Annotated in this window: 19 protein-coding genes; 6 read left to right on the top strand and 13 right to left on the bottom strand. The window is 48.3% G+C overall.

Going from position 1 to position 15,856, the window contains the following annotated elements; genetic code table 11:
• Positions 1-172: 172 nt before the first annotated feature.
• The 6 genes from QZQ46_RS08980 to QZQ46_RS08955 form a co-directional block, all read right to left on the bottom strand.
• Positions 173-1,132, bottom strand: a complete 960-nt coding sequence (locus tag QZQ46_RS08980) for a YafY family protein (protein ID WP_296828997.1) — start codon at positions 1,130-1,132, stop codon at positions 173-175.
• An 88-nt stretch (positions 1,133-1,220) separates the two neighbouring features.
• On the bottom strand, positions 1,221-1,625 hold the full coding sequence (locus QZQ46_RS08975) for a hypothetical protein (RefSeq protein WP_296828995.1): 405 nt from the start codon (positions 1,623-1,625) through the stop codon (positions 1,221-1,223).
• Between the two features lie 57 nt (positions 1,626-1,682).
• Positions 1,683-3,245 carry a hypothetical protein gene (locus tag QZQ46_RS08970; protein ID WP_296828993.1) on the bottom strand — a complete coding sequence of 521 codons (1,563 nt, stop codon included), beginning with the start codon at positions 3,243-3,245 and terminating at the stop codon, positions 1,683-1,685.
• Positions 3,246-3,262: 17 nt separating this feature from the next.
• Entirely contained in the window at positions 3,263-4,432 is a 1,170-nt protein-coding gene (locus tag QZQ46_RS08965; protein ID WP_296828992.1) for a hypothetical protein, read from the bottom strand.
• A gap of 23 nt (positions 4,433-4,455) precedes the next feature.
• Positions 4,456-4,653, bottom strand: coding sequence for a hypothetical protein (locus tag QZQ46_RS08960; protein ID WP_296828990.1), 198 nt, complete (start codon positions 4,651-4,653; stop codon positions 4,456-4,458).
• 703 nt (positions 4,654-5,356) lie between these two features.
• Complete coding sequence (locus tag QZQ46_RS08955; protein ID WP_296828988.1) at positions 5,357-6,274, bottom strand: LysR family transcriptional regulator; 918 nt, start codon at positions 6,272-6,274, stop codon at positions 5,357-5,359.
• A 113-nt stretch (positions 6,275-6,387) separates the two neighbouring features.
• On the opposite strand from QZQ46_RS08955, the gene QZQ46_RS08950 reads away from it, so the two are divergent.
• The gene (locus QZQ46_RS08950; RefSeq protein WP_296828986.1) at positions 6,388-7,431 is read left to right on the top strand and encodes a low specificity L-threonine aldolase; all 1,044 of its coding nucleotides are present in this window, start codon (positions 6,388-6,390) and stop codon (positions 7,429-7,431) included.
• A gap of 158 nt (positions 7,432-7,589) precedes the next feature.
• Here the strand turns inward: QZQ46_RS08950 and QZQ46_RS08945 are convergent, their stop codons facing one another.
• From QZQ46_RS08945 to QZQ46_RS08935, 3 genes are read right to left on the bottom strand one after another with little or no spacing between them, the layout of a single operon-like run.
• Positions 7,590-8,156, bottom strand: coding sequence for a hemerythrin domain-containing protein (locus QZQ46_RS08945; protein WP_296828984.1), 567 nt, complete (start codon positions 8,154-8,156; stop codon positions 7,590-7,592).
• Positions 8,157-8,177: 21 nt separating this feature from the next.
• On the bottom strand, positions 8,178-8,765 hold the full coding sequence (locus QZQ46_RS08940; RefSeq protein ID WP_296817193.1) for a hypothetical protein: 588 nt from the start codon (positions 8,763-8,765) through the stop codon (positions 8,178-8,180).
• A gap of 15 nt (positions 8,766-8,780) precedes the next feature.
• Positions 8,781-8,981 carry a DUF1858 domain-containing protein gene (locus QZQ46_RS08935; protein WP_287771435.1) on the bottom strand — a complete coding sequence of 67 codons (201 nt, stop codon included), beginning with the start codon at positions 8,979-8,981 and terminating at the stop codon, positions 8,781-8,783.
• Between the two features lie 254 nt (positions 8,982-9,235).
• Here QZQ46_RS08935 and QZQ46_RS08930 point away from each other — a divergent pair, with 254 nt between their 5' ends.
• From QZQ46_RS08930 to QZQ46_RS08910, 5 genes are all read left to right on the top strand, one after another.
• Entirely contained in the window at positions 9,236-9,979 is a 744-nt protein-coding gene (locus QZQ46_RS08930; protein WP_296828983.1) for a Fic family protein, read from the top strand.
• Between the two features lie 133 nt (positions 9,980-10,112).
• The gene (locus QZQ46_RS08925; RefSeq protein ID WP_296828982.1) at positions 10,113-10,532 is read left to right on the top strand and encodes a hypothetical protein; all 420 of its coding nucleotides are present in this window, start codon (positions 10,113-10,115) and stop codon (positions 10,530-10,532) included.
• Positions 10,533-10,802: 270 nt separating this feature from the next.
• Positions 10,803-11,225, top strand: coding sequence for a hypothetical protein (locus tag QZQ46_RS08920; RefSeq protein WP_296828981.1), 423 nt, complete (start codon positions 10,803-10,805; stop codon positions 11,223-11,225).
• Between the two features lie 248 nt (positions 11,226-11,473).
• On the top strand, positions 11,474-11,689 hold the full coding sequence (locus tag QZQ46_RS08915) for a hypothetical protein (protein WP_296828980.1): 216 nt from the start codon (positions 11,474-11,476) through the stop codon (positions 11,687-11,689).
• 270 nt (positions 11,690-11,959) lie between these two features.
• A complete protein-coding gene (locus QZQ46_RS08910) occupies positions 11,960-13,162 on the top strand; it encodes a Fic family protein (RefSeq protein ID WP_296828979.1) in 1,203 nt (400 codons plus the stop codon).
• A 137-nt stretch (positions 13,163-13,299) separates the two neighbouring features.
• On the opposite strand, the gene QZQ46_RS08905 is transcribed toward QZQ46_RS08910, so the two are convergent.
• The 4 genes from QZQ46_RS08905 to rimM are packed head-to-tail and all read right to left on the bottom strand — an operon-like array spanning position 13,300 to position 15,855.
• Positions 13,300-14,034 carry a YebC/PmpR family DNA-binding transcriptional regulator gene (locus QZQ46_RS08905; protein ID WP_287771407.1) on the bottom strand — a complete coding sequence of 245 codons (735 nt, stop codon included), beginning with the start codon at positions 14,032-14,034 and terminating at the stop codon, positions 13,300-13,302.
• 14 nt (positions 14,035-14,048) lie between these two features.
• Entirely contained in the window at positions 14,049-14,624 is a 576-nt protein-coding gene (locus tag QZQ46_RS08900; protein ID WP_296816858.1) for an RNA methyltransferase, read from the bottom strand.
• Positions 14,621-15,355 carry a tRNA (guanosine(37)-N1)-methyltransferase TrmD gene (gene trmD / locus QZQ46_RS08895; RefSeq protein WP_296828978.1) on the bottom strand — a complete coding sequence of 245 codons (735 nt, stop codon included), beginning with the start codon at positions 15,353-15,355 and terminating at the stop codon, positions 14,621-14,623. Before trmD ends, QZQ46_RS08900 begins: the two co-directional genes overlap by 4 nt.
• Positions 15,352-15,855 (bottom strand): ribosome maturation factor RimM, encoded by a 504-nt coding sequence (rimM, locus tag QZQ46_RS08890; protein ID WP_296828977.1) that lies wholly within the window; start codon positions 15,853-15,855, stop codon positions 15,352-15,354. The genes trmD and rimM overlap by 4 nt, the downstream gene beginning before the upstream one ends.
• Position 15,856: the final 1 nt, after the last annotated feature.

The following is a 15,856-nucleotide window of genomic DNA, read 5'->3' as shown; positions in this document are numbered from 1 at the left end:
ATTTACTTACCCCCAGTGTAACTGGGGGTTTTATCATGCCTATTCGGCGCCAAAAAAACTGCCACCGGAAACCGGCGGCAGACATAATGGCTATGCTATTTTTCGAGTAACCCCTTGGCGGTCAGCCCTTCAGCAGGCTAAGGATCCGTACTTCGCTGATTTCAGCCCGCCATTACACTTGGACGATTTTGACATTCTTGACGTATTTGCCCTGACTGCGGAGCCACATCTCAATCCCCGTCCCATAGACTTCGGCTTCGATTTGATAGCTGCCCTTATCTTCATTTAAGATTTTAGCCGTCGGCAGGCGATCCAAGATGGCATCGATATCGCCGCCGGTGTAGGTAAAGGTCACGCGATTCAGGCGGCCTCCATACATGAACTGAATGCGCTTGCGGAATTCACCTTCCTGAAAACGCTGATTATAGGGGATGCGGAAATTTTCCTGTTCTACGGACAAGGTCTTGATCCGATCCAATCGATAAATAGTTGGCGTTATATCGCGAGCGCTTTCATAAATTTTTTGGATGTCACTGTCGTCAATGAAGGCGATGAGATAAAAATAATACTCCGAAAACAGCAGAGCCAAGGGCTTCAGCCGCCGTTTAACGACTTTTCGGTCTTTCAGACGGCCATAGGTAATGTCGACATAGTAGTGCTTCTGAATGGCTTCGCCAAGCTTCCACATCGTATCGAGAAAGCTCGTCCGATGCCGCGGCTCGACGTAATGGAAGGCTTCGTTATTGACCAGCTTACTGATCAAGGCCTGATTCGATTCGGGCACACAACAGGCGATGACCTTGTGCAGCATCGTTTCCATCTCAGTCTTGACGAAAGCCCGGCTGTCGAGGAGGATTTTACATAAGGCCAGAGCCTCACTATTGGACAACTTCGGCACCTGCCCGCCTTCCATGCGATATCCCTTTTCGCCAGTGTCATAAACAACATCGCAGACGACGCCGTCATGAACTGCCACGTCATCCCGGCAAAATGAGCGAATATCCTCAATATCCCGCTGGATACTGCGCTCATTGACCTCATAAAGCTGCGCTGCCGTCGACTTCTGTACCGTCCGTCCGGCCAACAACTGCGAATAGAGGGCTAATACCCTTGAAACCTTATCCTTCTTCACAACGCATCCCGCCCTATCCGATTTATTCACAGGAATAGTAATTTAAATTATAGGTCATATTCGTCAAACAATCGTGCACCCTTTACGCTTATCCAAGTAATAATGCAGTAAGCTCCTCTTGCATCTGAATATACCGTTGAAGGAAATCATAGCACTGGTCTGCGAATTCACAGGTCAGTCCGAAAATTTCACGGATCGTATCCATTACCTTTTTTTCTTCTTCGCTGTATTTACCGTCCACCACAGCTAAGCCTAATAACTCAAAATAGACGACTTTTCTATTATTTTCAAGAATATCTATCTTTAAGGATTCCAATAATTTCTGCAGACTGACCGCGGTTTCAGGGCGATCAAAGGTCGTCCCCATTTCATTGCAGTAAGCGTCAAAAAGCATTTGTTCTTCGTCGCCAAATTCACCGTCGCTATAGGCCAAGGTATACGCCAGGTTTAGGAACAATTGTTTTTCTTTTTCCGTCAATATGGCTAAATACATGGTTACCTCCTTACTATCGTCAGCGAAAATTCTATTGGGAGGGATTCCCTATTTCCATCAAAAGATCCATCCCAACACTTTTCCGGCTGCGCCTAAAACCAAGAGCATCATAGGAATGTAGGCAACCGTCGTTGTATAGTCTTCCGCATCACGGCCTTTTAAGTCCAGACTGATGCCCCCCAAACCAAGGCCCAATAGAATCCATCCCAAACTGGCCAGATACCGGCTTTCATTCCAAAATACGGCTGCGCCGCGGCCCATGAGATAAAGGCCGGCTAAGCCCAGCGAAATTCGCCAAATAAGCTGTACCTGCCGCTTATGCCCGGACGAGTATTTTTCGTCAAGGGTACCTAAGTAAACCATGAGGCCAAACAACACCAACTGGAATAAAATCGAATCCGTTCCAAAATACAAAGATAGGAACATCAAAACGGTGGCTGCCAGCCTAATGGTTAAGATAAAGGGCTTATTCAACGACCCCTTGGTCAACAAAACCGTCGTTTTATTGATTACCGCTTGTTTCGGAGCCACTTTTATAATGATGCCGGCTACAGGGCCCAGCAAATTTTTTTGCTCTTGTTTAACATTTACATTCAAATCCTTGGCGACGGTCTGGATTTCTTTGACATTATATTCATAAGAAGGCAGGATTTTCATGACCGTCCGGTATTGCTGTTCTGCGTCTTTAGAAATCTCTCCGTCATCCAGTATGGGCACATCGATCAAAGCCTTCAAGGCTCCTGCCAGAGACCGCGAAACGGCAAAGACCTTCAGTTCTTCATCGGTAAAAGCGTCCCGGCTGAGCCTTTGCTGCTTTTTATCTTTCTTCTGTATAATCGCATTCTGCAGGACAAGGCATTGCGAAAATAATTCCGTTAAGTTCATCATGAGCTTATCAAACATATCCGCTTTTTTTGCAATCCCTTCGCAGAGAACGGCCGTTCTCTCCATTTCTTCGCAGGCCTGTTCTGCCTGCGCTAAGCTGGTTTTCGCCCGGCTTAAGTTTTCATTGGCATTAGACAGGGCCGATAAGCCCGTAAAAACAGCGACCGGTGCAACAAACAATGCAAGAGGCGCTGCCGCCACGGCTCCGATGGCCGTTCCGGCTACATCGAGGGCAGCTCCGGCCACTCCGACGGCACTAAACGTCCCTGCCGTCCCCGCTGCCGCTGCCGTGAGAAGGCCGCCGGTACTGGTAACGGCTAATCCCGCCAGAGCTCCTGCGGCCGCTCCTTCTGCTGCGCTGGACTTAACAGATTGGTAGATGTCGGTCAGTTTTTCAAGCTGCAGTACGTCTTGATCGCCAAAATTAAATTGAGGCAGATTTTCCAGCTCTGCAATTCCCTGAGACTTGACAAGCCCTACCTTTTTCAGTCTGCCATAGGTTTCCAAAAAGGACTTCATGGGGTACAGTAAAATCATTTGTTTTTGCCGGCCGACTTTTTCAAGCCCCTGTAGGACCTGCTGTTGAGCGTTTTCGGTTCGCCCCTTTTGACGGTTATATATAGATGCTGCGCGGCGGGCAATACTTTTCGCTTCTTCATTGATGTCACTGGCTTTGCTATGTGCCGCAACGCCAGCGATAGTAACGGCTCCGGCAATCAATAAAGGTATCGGCATGAAACTCCCCTCCCCAGTTAAAACAGGTCTTCTGCTTCATCGTCAATGAAGGTTTTAAATTCATCGCACGACTCATATTTAACGGCACCGCCGACTTTAAGCGTGATTTGATTGGCACTTCGAATGATACCGTCCGTATCCCCGGCGGCAAAGGAAAAACGAATTCCCGCCAAGGCTTCATCAAAGCACCGGCCGTAATCGGCAAAATAGGCATCCATATGCGCTTGCAGTTCCCTTCGATACTGATGGGCCTGTGTTGCCGCTTCCTGGCATTGACATATAAGTTTTTGCCGATAGCGAAGTTCTTCCGTATCACCCAGACTCCCGAGAAGCATCGTGTAACAGGATCCCGTCATGACTGCTCCCACGGCCGCCCCGACGGCAGCGCCCACAACCGGCACGGGGATAAGGGCCTGACCCATGCCCATCGAACAGCCGACGCTCCACATCTTAAAGCCGTCGGCGCCTAATTCCGTCAAACAGACTTTTGTAGATATTTTTCCACAGGCGTAGCGATTCAGCGTATTGCCAAAAGCTATGCACGAGGTAATAACGAGACCTGGAACGTTCGATTTCATCAGGCCCTGGATAAAGCCGGAGGAAGATTGAGATAAGGTTTGGGACAGAACGGTCAATCCTCCTCCCGTCACATAGCCGGTAACGGCGGCTTGCCCACCCGTTGCCGCAATATCTTTTATCGCATCGCCTGGCTCTTTTTCACCTCTAATGACCAACACGATATTCTGTATCGTTGCAATGGAAACGGCCGTGGCCCCGGCAGAAGCACCGACTTGCAGGCCTGCTTGGTGTCCCGTAGAAATGATATTTTCAATTGATTTGTGGCGTACCTGACGATGAATGCCGGTCGATGCATTGTCATCATCCCGGACGGCCCGTTGGCCCCCGCCTCGGGGTATTTTGACGCCCGTTTTCTTCCGGTACGGTTTATTTTCTACCAAATCCGTATTCGTGCGACTCTCCTTGGCATTATTATATTGCCGCGAAGTCACGCGGATATGCTCTTTTGAATTGGCGATACCCTTCCGGTCTTCATGGGCCCGCCAAGGATTGTCCTTGGTTTCATTATAGATTTCTTCTAAGGGCTTTATCTGATCACTTTCCGCTAAATGTTTGGCCCAATCTTTACCGTAGAGGAGCGTCGCCTCTTTTTTCGTCAGTACCAGCACTTCCCCGGTGTAGGGATCTTTTACTACCGCTCCCTCTGTAAAGAGAGCCTTTTGGGCGGCAATTTGGCATTGGGATCATCATAGACCTTTCGATGTCCCGTGTACGTATCCGGGACGAATTGCTGCACTGCATGCTGCCGTACCTGTTCTGCCGTACCTGCCCCGGCTATCGTACTGCCGATCTGAGAACCGGTTTTCTTATATTCATCTTCCTGATTCATGCACTTACTCGGTCTGCGCTCTTGCCGTTCTGAATTCCCCTTCTGAAATATCCGATTCAACGATGGTTTCATAATTGATTTCATCTCCACTGGGTAGATCTAACAACAACAAAACTCATTATCCTATGATGTCTGCCGACTGCTTATTTTTCCCGTCCTGTCAAAGCAGCTCGTTTACGAAATCATCATAGTTTCACAGAATAGCTTTTTGACGAGTCATTCTACAATATACATTTTACCTATTTTCTTATATACATCTATGTTTAGAATCTTACCGTTATCACGTCGTCCGCTTCTTTTACCTTAAAATTATAATATATATTATACCATATGTTATAAAATAAACACATTTTTATATCATATTATTTTATAAATTATTAATTATATTATACAAACTAAAAACGACATATTTTGTCTATACAAATAGATTCATCTGTTTTGGCGTTTTCTTGACTGAAGCTCCCTGCCCGCCATTCCGATCTGTTCGGCTCCCATTCCATGACCTGCCCCAGACTCCGTCTTCGATTGGGCACCTCATTGTCCACTTACCCTCTTGGCTATCATCAAAGGTTCCAAGAGGGGAATATCGAAATCGATTTGAAAAAAGGCCACGAACCTTATAGAAACTAAGATTCATGACCTTTACCATGCAGTCTATGCAGTTATAATCAGGTAAAACCGAGTCTAATCCCTTTGACGGTTTTCAGGCATCGCCTTGTTTTTTCCCATCTCCAGCATCTTGTGCTGTTTCGCCTTGTACAGTCTGCCAGACTTGGGCGATGAATTTGCTCGTCGCCGGCGACAGTTCTTGGATGTCGGGGACGGCAATGCCCAAGGAGATATGCTGGGCCGGCTCAAAGGGGCGCAGGACGACGCGACCGTTCCAGCGTTTGGTCGTCAAGCGATTGTTCAGGCTGATGCCCAGGCCTTCTTCGACCATGCAGTAGGCAGTATAGGGGTCACTGGTCGTGAAGCGGATATCCGGTTCGAGGAAGTTGGCCGCCAAAAAGCGGTCGATATCGGTATCGCGATTAGGAAGGGGGATGACGAAAGGCGCGTCGTCGAGGTGTGCCAAGGTAATGGCATCTTCTGCCGTCCAGGGATGATCCGGCGGCAGCCAGACGACGAGTTCGTCTTCATATAAGGGAATCCAGTCATAGGTCACGTCGTTTCCGAACTTTGCCGACAGGCAGCAGTCGATTGTCTTTTCATCGAGCCACTGAGCCAATTCTTGATTAGTACCTTCCATGAGATGGACCGATACGTTGGGGTAGAGTTCTTGAAACTTACTGAGGATTTTCGGCATCCAGGCAGCGGCAATGCTGTAGTAGCAGCCGACGTTAAGGACACCGGCCAAAACGCCTTGAATGGCAGCGCCGAGGTCGACGGCCTTTTGGGACGCCCGGACGACTTCCTGAAAGACGGGCATCATCTGCCGGCCGTTGGCCGACGGTTGGACGCCTTGATTGTTCCGCACTAAGAGGGGAAATCCGATTTCTTCTTCTAACGACCGAATCATGCGGGTTATGCCCGACTGCGTATAGCCGAGTTCCTTACCGGCTGCGGTCAAACTTCCGTGTTGAATGGCCAGGAGCAAGGCCTGGCATTTGATACTGTCCATGTTGTTCACCCATTTTCTCATGACGAATATGATAAATTACAGCTTGTGTCATACCCTATTGTAGCTTATAATGAGGCCATCCGTAAAAAACAATCATCCACAGGAGGTTAGTTATGAATACCTTATTACCCTTTGCTTCCGACTATATGGAAGGCGCCTACCCGGCCATTTTAGAAAGGCTGACAGCCATCAATACGATTCCCCAGGACGGCTACGGGACCGACGGCATCTGTGAAGGAGCCCGCCAAAAAATTCTCGATGCCTGCCGCTGCCCGGAAGGAGAAGTCTACTTTTTAAGCGGCGGCACTCAGACTAACGCCGTCGTCATCGATGCCATCTTACGCCGCTACGAAGGCGTCATCGCCGCCTCGACAGGCCACGTCAGCATCCATGAAGCCGGGGCCATTGAATATACAGGACACAAAGTCATCGAACTCCCCCAGCATCAGGGAAAGCTTTCGGCCTCCGACGTCGCCCGCTTCATGGAAAATTTTGAGGCCGACGCTTCCAAAGATCATTTGGTACAGCCCGGCATGGTCTACATTTCCCAGCCTACGGAATACGGCACGCTGTACACCAAACAGGAATTGGCAGAACTTTCCGATGTCTGCAAAAAATACAGTCTCTCCCTCTACGCCGACGGCGCCCGCCTGGCCTATGCCTTGTCGACGCCGGAAAACGATGTCACCTTAGCCGATTTAGCGACGTACTGCACGGCCTTTTATATTGGCGGCACAAAATGCGGCGCCCTCATCGGCGAAGCCGTCGTCCTTCCCAAAAAGGGACTCATTCCCCATTTCTTCACGACCATCAAGCAGCACGGCGCCCTCTTGGCAAAAGGCTGGCTCCTAGGCACGCAATTCGACGTCTTATTCAGCGACGACTGCTATGAAAGAATCGGCAAGACAGCCATCGAACACGCCGACGCCATCCGCAAGGCCTTGAAAGAAAATGGCTTCGACCTCTATTTTCCGACAGCGACCAACCAGATTTTCGTCATCATGGACAATCAAAAATTAACCTCCCTCAGTAAAAAAGTCGCCTGCAGCACGTGGGAAGCCTATGACGATAATCATACCGTCATCCGTCTGGCAACCAGCTGGGCTACGACCAAAGAAGACACGGATAAACTCATCGAATGCCTGAAAGGGCTTTAAAACCGGCATATACGATTTTCCCCTTAAGAAATAACGCTGAAGGCCTGTCATGCCGGGGTCAGTAAAGCGTCTCCTCTGCATGCACCTTCATGAGTACATAAAAAAGACCGATGAGACTGCATTTATCGTGCAGTTTCATCGGTCTTTTCGTATCTCCGTTAGGCAGCAATATGATATTTCTTTTCTAAGCGGTCTAAGAGGTCCAGGTAGCCTTGTACGAAGGCCGGATCTTCTTCTTTTTCGAAGTCTTTGACCGTCTTATCGATTTTTTCCTTGATATTTTCAGGAAGGCTGCGGTCAGCCAGGGGATAGACGACGTTGTTTTCTTTTTCGACGTGCATCTGCAGGCGATTGGCATAGGCCATGGCTTCTGCCAGAATTTGGAGTTTATGTTCCGTTTTCGGTTCTTCGTCGTAAAGCTTCAGTGCTTCTTCGAGGGCACGCACATGAGCGCGGACCAAGTCGTGTTCGACGAGCATACCGTGTTTGATGATGATTGACGCAACTTCTTCCAGGTTATCGACCATTTCCGGGAAAAGGACTTCTTCTTCCCGACGATGGTGGTGATTGTCAGCGTAGTTACGGATAAAGTCGATGATGTCGGCAAATTCCTTTTGATCGACTTCGCCGCCTTCTAAGATGGCACAACAAGCGGCCTGAATGATTTTAAGCATACGGGAAATATTGGCGTGCTGTTCGACCATGACTTCCGTGCAGTACATCATAATGCATCCCTCTCTTTCTTATTAAGCAGATTTCTTTACGATTTCATATTGGCCTTCGGCCGGATTTTCTAAGGCGTAGCCCGTAGCCGACAGGAGTCCGTCGACCAAGGCCTGACGCAGGGCATAGTAGCGGTCGCCGTGACCCTGCCAAAATTCACTGTGAAGATCGATTGTACGATCCCAGGCAATGCGGGCATCGTCGCTTTCGCGGACGCGGTTGACCTGGTCGCAGGGCATGCCGTCGAGGAGAAGATCGTCGAGACGGTGGAAGGCTTCCGGTGCCGTTGCGGCCTGAAGGCCCTGTTTAACGCCAAAATCATGAGCAGCCTGTTTCAAAGCGTCGAATTTTTCGGCATCGTCGCCGGCTGCATCGAGAACCAGAGCGGCATAGCGGCCTTCAGCATCGTGGATGCGAGACTGGAGCCATCCGTGGATGTTGGCTTCGTCGATGACTTCGTCGAGTTTGCGGCGATCCGTGCTGACGTACTGGTCAGCCTTATCGCTCCAGCCCTTAGCCGTAACGTAAGCGACGAGTTCGTCGATCAGATTTTCCTGAAACTGGATTTTATTGTATAACCAAAAATGGATCGGTCCTAAGAATGCACTCATCGTCTACCCCTCCTCTTATTTATCTAAAACAGCGTTAACGGCACCGGCAACAGCTTCCGGGTCGAGTCCGTGAACGAAGCAGGCATTAGCCAGGCTTTCCTGCTGGGACGACGGGCAGCCTAAGCAGTGCATGCCCTGAGCCACGAGGGTATCAACAACCTGCGGGTACTGGCGGATGATATCGCCCATAATCATATCTGTCGTAATTTTTGCCATAGTAATTACCTCCTGTATATCTCATCTATCTCTATGTCAGAGACGCTTTTCTCAACTTCTGAACGTAGTATATCATGAAGGCCAAGAGATAATCCGTTGTTATTCCAACGCGTAGAAAAATTTTTAAAAATAAATCGGTTCCAAGTGATTTTCAATCAACAGCGCACCTGTTTCAGCGGGATTTGTTGCTTTTTAAGGCGTCTCCTAGTAAAGTCATATATAGGAAAAGACAGCGTCTCGAAAGGAGTTTCACCATGAATCCTCTCTTTACCAAAATCGATTTTCTGAAGGACAGATTGAATCGCCTGCCCCCATTGAAACCGGCAGAGCGGCAGCGGCTTCGCGAAGAATTCATCATTGAGATGACGTACAATTCCAATGCCATCGAAGGCAATACATTGACGCTCCGTGAAACAGACCTGATTCTGCAGGAAGGCATTACCATCGCCGAAAAGCCACTGCGTGAACATCTCGACGTCATCGGCTTTAAAGATGCCTTTTACTATATCATCGAGTTGGCGTCCCACAACGCGCTCCTTACAGAAGAAACGATCAAGACCATCCATTCCCTGGTATTAATGAATGACCGGGAAAACCGCGGCAAATACCGAAAAGTACCGGTCCGCATCGTCAGCGCCCTCCACACGCCGCCCCAGCCTTATATGATTGAGCCTGCCATCGACAGACTGCTTAAGCAGTATGCCGTCTGGAAAGCAGAAAAACATATACTGAAAGCCGCAGCTTTACTCCATCTTGAATTTGAATCCATTCATCCCTTTATCGACGGCAACGGCCGTACAGGACGACTGCTGCTGAATTTGGAACTCATAAAGGCCGGACTTCTCCCTGTCGACATCAAGTTTACGGATCGCCGTAAATACTACGATTGCTTCGACGCCTACCACCGTAACGCCAATGACCCGGAACAGATGGCCGCCCTCATCTCAGCTTACGAACAAGAAGAGCTGGAACGATACATCGCCATCGTCAGCCCTTAGCCCCTTGCCGTTTTGCCGCTGGTCAGAAACATCGCCCCATCTTTATTTCGCAGGGACACCTTTCTCACATTATTCACTTTATGGTATAATACATATGCCTTAATAGAATATATTTTGAAAGGAATGTGATGTCATGAAATATTTATCAAAGATGATGCTGGCCCTGTTTTTCGCAATCAGTCTGTTTCTGATTCCCGGCACCAACCAGGCCCTCTATTTCCCGCCTACCCTTTACGACAATGATCAAATCGTCCTGGTATACGGCCATATGGGGCATGGAACCTATGTCGACAAGACGTCCGTCGTCGTCGAATACTACAATCCGCCCTACTATAAGTTGGCCGCCAATGTCCTGACTTATAATGCCGAGAAAGGGTATCTCGCCGGCACAAGGACGCAGCATTACAGCTACAACATCGAAACCGGCGCCATCTACGTTGGTGACTACGGCCCCTTATACGACCGTTCCACCAATCCCATGGCCAAACAACGGCCGGTAGACGTAGCTAAAACCATTTGGGAAGCCGCTTATCACATGCCCTGGAGATGGTAAGGGATTCCTAAAATGACGTTACCCGAAAAAAGCTATACTGAATACTGCGGTCTTGTGGACACTCCGTTCACAAGACCTTTTTGTATATACAGACAGATCGAAACTGCTTCCTGAATCAACTGACATAAGACTCAAATGGAGACCACCTTACTTCCAAAACAAGGGAAGCCCCTCACCGTATGGAATAATAAAAAGCTCAAATCTTTTATTTTGTGATATAATAGTCATATATTATCCAAGTAATCATTATTTTGAAAGGAATGTGATGTCATGAAACACTTGTCAAAAATGATGATGGCCTTGTTCTTCGCAGTCAGTCTCTTTCTAATTCCCACTACCAACTATGCCGAAGACTACCCACGGTATCTTTACGGAAACAGCCAAATTGTCCTGGCATATGGACATATGGGACATGGTACCTATGTCGACAAAACTTCAGTCGTAAGCGAATATTATAATCCACCCTATTATAGATTGGCTGCCAATATACTGATCTATAATATCGATAAAGGCACGCTCTACCAAACCAAAACCGTACATTACAGCTACAATACATCTACCGGCGCCATTTCCAGTGATGGAGGGGATCCTTTATACGACCGCCCTAATTCCAATGCAGCTTATCAACAACGTCCGGTAGAAGTAGCAAAGATTATTTGGGAAGCCGCCTACAACATGCCTTGGAGATGGTAAATCTTCCTTCCCCTTGAAAAGTCTATCATGAATACAGTGGTCTTGTGGACACCTCGTTCACAAGACCTTCTTTATATATCGGAGCAGATTGAAGTCGGCAGTGAGCCCCGGCAGCATGAGCCAAAAAAATAGACGATTCCAAGAACGGGCGGTACACTCGCCCTATTTGACAAGAAAGGAGAAACACTCTATCCTTAAATTACATTACATTGGGAACGCCGGTTCTGCACCTGAAAAGGAGGCCCATCATGAAAAAAATTCTATCGACCATCCTGCTCGTCTGCCTTTTCACCCTGACTGCCATAACGGCCCTGGCCTACACGGGTAATTCCAACAGCTTCAAATTTCACAGCGAAGGCTGCCGGGCTGAGCAAAAGATTCGTGCCGACCATCGAGTCCACTTTGACACCCGCGATGAAGCCATCGGTGCCGGCTATACGCCCTGCGGCATCTGTAAGCCTTAGCTCGCCATCGATTCTCCAATGTTCTAAGGACTCATAGAAGGGCCTGCACGGACGCTCTAGAAAAATCATCGAGGAGAAACGGCCATTGGAAAAGCCGAAATTCTTCACTACGAACGCAGCGATTTTCCGGATTACGACAGAAAAATTAAGATGGTAAATTGTACATTTTTTACGGTCTCCAAAAAATGAGATTGTAAAAATCGCCATTTTTATAATCTCATGATTTTGAAATTATAAAAAACGCACTTTTTACTATTTGGAGGATTTGATATGGACTATGTCAGCTTAACGAAAATATACTATAAGTCACCCGATTCATATGAATCGGAATATGAATCGCGCTTTAATAGCCCCTCTACCAGACATGTTCCGATTTCTATAAAGCAATTCGGCCACAAACAATCTTACCCTGTTTTTTACTGCTATACAGAGGAAATAGCAAACCTTCAGGATAAAATCATGACTGAATTTTTTCAACTATATAAACTGATTGAAGTAATCCCCGGGGCCGGCATAACCCAGTTTCTTTATAACCGACTGATTGAAGAAATAAAATCCAGCAACGACATTGAAGGTGTCCACAGCACTCGGAAAGAAATTAAATCAGCCTTAGACAGCAATGAAAAAAAACGACTAAGCGGCATCGTAAATAAATACCAAAAGATCATCATAAATGAAGATATTCCCTTGCAGACCTGCCAAGATATTCGCAATTTATATAACGACTTTTTGGCTGATGAAATCAAGATGGAAGATCCGGAAAATCTGCCGGATGGGGTTTTATTCAGGAAAAACAGTGTCGATGTCGTTTCTGAGACTCAGAAAATACTGCATCGGGGCCTGTATCCCGAATCCGACATCATAACGACCTTGGAGTCAGCATTGAACCTATTGCACGCTTCATCGGTCCCCAATTTTATTCGCATCGCTATTTTCCATTATTTATTTGGCTATATCCACCCCTTTTATGACGGAAACGGCAGAATGTCCCGCTTTATTACTTCCTATCTTATCTCCAAGCACTTACATCCGACGATTGGACTGCAGGTATCTATTTTGATAAAAAAGAACAGGAAGTCCTATTATAGCCTATTTGAAGAAGCTGATTCGGAAATAAATCGAGGGGATTTGACACCCTTTATCATCGGAACATTGACCCTGATCTGCACTGCCATTTCCTATACGACGAACATTTTGCAAAAAAAACAAGAACTATATCTGTCTTATCAAAAGAAATTAGACACTTGGAAAATAGATAACGAAACAACCTATAAAATATATGATATCCTGCTTCAGGCTGCGGTATTCTCCACCTGGGGTGCTACCATTGATGAAATCGCCTCTACCATTCAAAAAACAAAATCAACCGTTTATTCAAGATTCAAAACGATTCCTACAGAACGGTACATCATCTCAAAAAGCACTCGTCCTTACCATTATCGGCTGAACCTAAACAGCCTAAATCAAAAATAATCATCCGCCCTTCGGCTATCGAAACAGTGATTTTCTACAATCTCCCGTCCAATGTATCGTCCATTACAAAAATCTACAGACGAAAAAACAGCGCCTGTCTCATTTCTATCAATGGGACAAGCGCTGTTTTTATATTCTTATTCTTCGTCTTCCGGAAGTTCTGCGTTATGGTACACGTCCTGGACGTCGTCGATTTCGTCGAGGGCGTCGATGAAGCGTTCCATTTTTTCGGCATCTTCACCGGTCAATTTGATCGTGTTTTCCGGGATCATGGTGATCGATGCGTGTTCCGTTTCGATGTTGTTGTCAGCCAAGGCTTTTTCAACGGCATCGAAGGCTTCCGGCGTGGTGATGATTTCGTAGTCTTCTTCGGAGACTTTTACGTCATCGGCACCGGCTTCGATAGCGACTTCCATGATCTGGTCTTCGTCAGCCTTGTCGCGGGCGACGACGAAGAGGCCCGTGTTGTGGAACATCCAGCTGACGCAGCCCGTAGCGCCGAGGTTGCCGCCGGATTTGGAGAATTCGTGGCGAACGTCGGCAGCGGCGCGGTTGCGGTTATCCGTGAGGACGTTGACCGTAACGGCAACGCCTGCCGGGCCGTAGCCTTCATATACGATTTCTTCGTAGTTCTGGCCTTCCGTAGCACCGGCGCCTTTTTGGATAGCCCGCTTGATGTTATCTTTCGGGATGTTGTTTTCTTTTGCTTTTTGGAGGGCCAATTTCAGACGCATATTGCCGACCGGATCGGGACCGCCCATGCGGACAGCAATCGTGATTTCACGGCCGATCTTAGTCGTAATCTTGCCGCGGATGGCGTCGTTTTTCCCTTTTTTACGTTTAATATTTGCCCATTTAGAATGTCCAGACATTCAAATGCCTCCCTTTATGTCCACCAATCCTCGCCGGCCAGGCGGTCTAAGATGATCGCCGCTGCCGAACGGACGGATAAGTGATTATATTCCCCAGCGCCGTAAATTGGTTCCAGGATAAAATCGAATTTTTCCATCGTTTCTTTCGTCATGCCATAACCCGTGCCAAAGAGCAGGAGAATCGGCGTGTCCTCTTCTTCCCGTTTTTGGCGCAGGGCCTTATAGGAAATGGTGTTGGAATAAGTCCGCGCATCGGTCGTAACGACGTAAGGCTTCTTGCCTTCCGCCTCGGTTACGGCCGCGACAGCCGCTCCGATGGAAGGGCGGATGTCGACGATGTCAAAGGCCTGAGTGCGATAGCCGTTATAGTTTCGGCCGGTATCGCTTTCCCAAAAGCCCATGATTTTGCGGACCATATCCAACTGCCCCGGCACATCATGGATGATGAAATATTTTTTTATGCCATAGGTCTTTGCCGACCGCGAAATATCATGCAGGTCGTAGTTGGTAATGGCCGTCGTAATGACGTTAAAGTTCTTATCGTATATGGGATAATGAACCAATCCTACATATAAAGGGGATTTTTTCATCGCTTTTCTCCCTTTAATTTTCCCAGTATTTCCTCGTCCTTCGGTGACAAGTCGCAGTGTTCGAGAAGATCCGGCCGAAGGTTCAACGTCCTTGAAAGGGACGCCTTTCGGCGCCACATGTCGATCTTGGCGTGATCGCCGTTTCGCAGGACTTCCGGCACGGCCATGCCGCGAAAGACGGCCGGCTTCGTATACTGCGGGCATTCGAGAAGGGACGAGTAAAAGGAATCGTCAGCCGCTCCCGACGCAGCCCCGAGGACGCCCGGTATCATGCGGGCTACGGCATCGGTGACAGTCATGGCCGGCAGTTCGCCGCCGGTCAGGATATAGTCACCGACGGAAATGGTTTCATCGGCCAAGTCTTCTTCGACGCGGTAGTCGACGCCTTCATAGTGGCCACATAGCAAAATAAGCTGGTCGTATGTCGCCAGCTCGCGTGCTTTCGCCTGATCAAAAGGCTTTCCCGCCGGGCCCATGAATATGACGCGCCGCCGCGGGACCTGCCGCCGCACGGATTCGACGGCCGCATAGAGCGGAGCCGCCTTCATGAGCATACCGCAGCCGCCGCCGTAAATAGTATCGTCTACCATGTGATGGCGGTCATACGTGAAGTTGCGAGGATTGGTCACATCCAGTTCCAACAGACCGGCTGCTCGGGCCCTGCCGATGATGCTGTGCTGAAAGAAAGCTTCGATCAGCTCCGGAAAGAGTGAGATAATGTCGATTCTCATTCGTCCACCCACTCCGGCGGATCGACGACGATGCGTTTTGCTTCAGCATCAACGGATTTGACGACGTCGGGGATAGCCGCAAAAAGGGTTTCCCTGCCGTCATCAGCAGTGACGACGTAGACATCGTTGCTGCCCGTGCGCAGGACGTCTGTAAGTTTTCCCAGTTCATGTTCTTCGAGATCGTATACGACGGAGCCGATGATGTCGTAGATGTAATGCTGCCCTTTCTTAAGGGGTACCAAATCTTCCCGCGGTACCTGAATCTCTTTTTTGAGGAGTTTTTCAGCGGCATTGCGGTCATCGACGCCGACAAATTTCATGAGAACGACCCGCTTATGAAGACGAGCGGATTGGACTTCATACTTTTTGCCGTCGATATAGCCGTATTTCATCTTGAGGAATCGTTTCGGAAAGTCCGTATCGGGATAAATACGAACATCACCCCGCACGCCGTGCGGGGCAACGATTTGACCGATTGTAAAAAGATCTAAGTCAGCCATC

It is taken from the genome of uncultured Megasphaera sp. (assembly GCF_900539295.1).
Classification (GTDB): Bacteria; Bacillota; Negativicutes; order Veillonellales; family Megasphaeraceae; genus Megasphaera.
Note: the sequence above shows the minus strand (reverse complement) of the source record. Positions and strands in the feature narration are given on the sequence as shown.

Coding starts and splice junctions, on each gene's coding strand:
- QZQ46_RS08905 (WP_287771407.1), bottom strand. CDS start 14,034: ATGTCTGGACATTCTAAATGGGCAAATATTAAACGTAAAAAAGGGAAA.
- QZQ46_RS08950 (WP_296828986.1), top strand. CDS start 6,388: ATGAATACCTTATTACCCTTTGCTTCCGACTATATGGAAGGCGCCTAC.
- QZQ46_RS08920 (WP_296828981.1), top strand. CDS start 10,803: ATGAAACACTTGTCAAAAATGATGATGGCCTTGTTCTTCGCAGTCAGT.
- QZQ46_RS08955 (WP_296828988.1), bottom strand. CDS start 6,274: ATGGACAGTATCAAATGCCAGGCCTTGCTCCTGGCCATTCAACACGGA.
- QZQ46_RS08975 (WP_296828995.1), bottom strand. CDS start 1,625: ATGTATTTAGCCATATTGACGGAAAAAGAAAAACAATTGTTCCTAAAC.
- QZQ46_RS08970 (WP_296828993.1), bottom strand. CDS start 3,245: ATGCCGATACCTTTATTGATTGCCGGAGCCGTTACTATCGCTGGCGTT.
- QZQ46_RS08945 (WP_296828984.1), bottom strand. CDS start 8,156: ATGATGTACTGCACGGAAGTCATGGTCGAACAGCACGCCAATATTTCC.
- trmD (WP_296828978.1), bottom strand. CDS start 15,355: ATGAGAATCGACATTATCTCACTCTTTCCGGAGCTGATCGAAGCTTTC.
- QZQ46_RS08940 (WP_296817193.1), bottom strand. CDS start 8,765: ATGAGTGCATTCTTAGGACCGATCCATTTTTGGTTATACAATAAAATC.
- QZQ46_RS08960 (WP_296828990.1), bottom strand. CDS start 4,653: ATGAATCAGGAAGATGAATATAAGAAAACCGGTTCTCAGATCGGCAGT.
- QZQ46_RS08935 (WP_287771435.1), bottom strand. CDS start 8,981: ATGGCAAAAATTACGACAGATATGATTATGGGCGATATCATCCGCCAG.
- QZQ46_RS08915 (WP_296828980.1), top strand. CDS start 11,474: ATGAAAAAAATTCTATCGACCATCCTGCTCGTCTGCCTTTTCACCCTG.
- QZQ46_RS08925 (WP_296828982.1), top strand. CDS start 10,113: ATGAAATATTTATCAAAGATGATGCTGGCCCTGTTTTTCGCAATCAGT.
- rimM (WP_296828977.1), bottom strand. CDS start 15,855: ATGGCTGACTTAGATCTTTTTACAATCGGTCAAATCGTTGCCCCGCAC.
- QZQ46_RS08930 (WP_296828983.1), top strand. CDS start 9,236: ATGAATCCTCTCTTTACCAAAATCGATTTTCTGAAGGACAGATTGAAT.
- QZQ46_RS08910 (WP_296828979.1), top strand. CDS start 11,960: ATGGACTATGTCAGCTTAACGAAAATATACTATAAGTCACCCGATTCA.
- QZQ46_RS08900 (WP_296816858.1), bottom strand. CDS start 14,624: ATGAAAAAATCCCCTTTATATGTAGGATTGGTTCATTATCCCATATAC.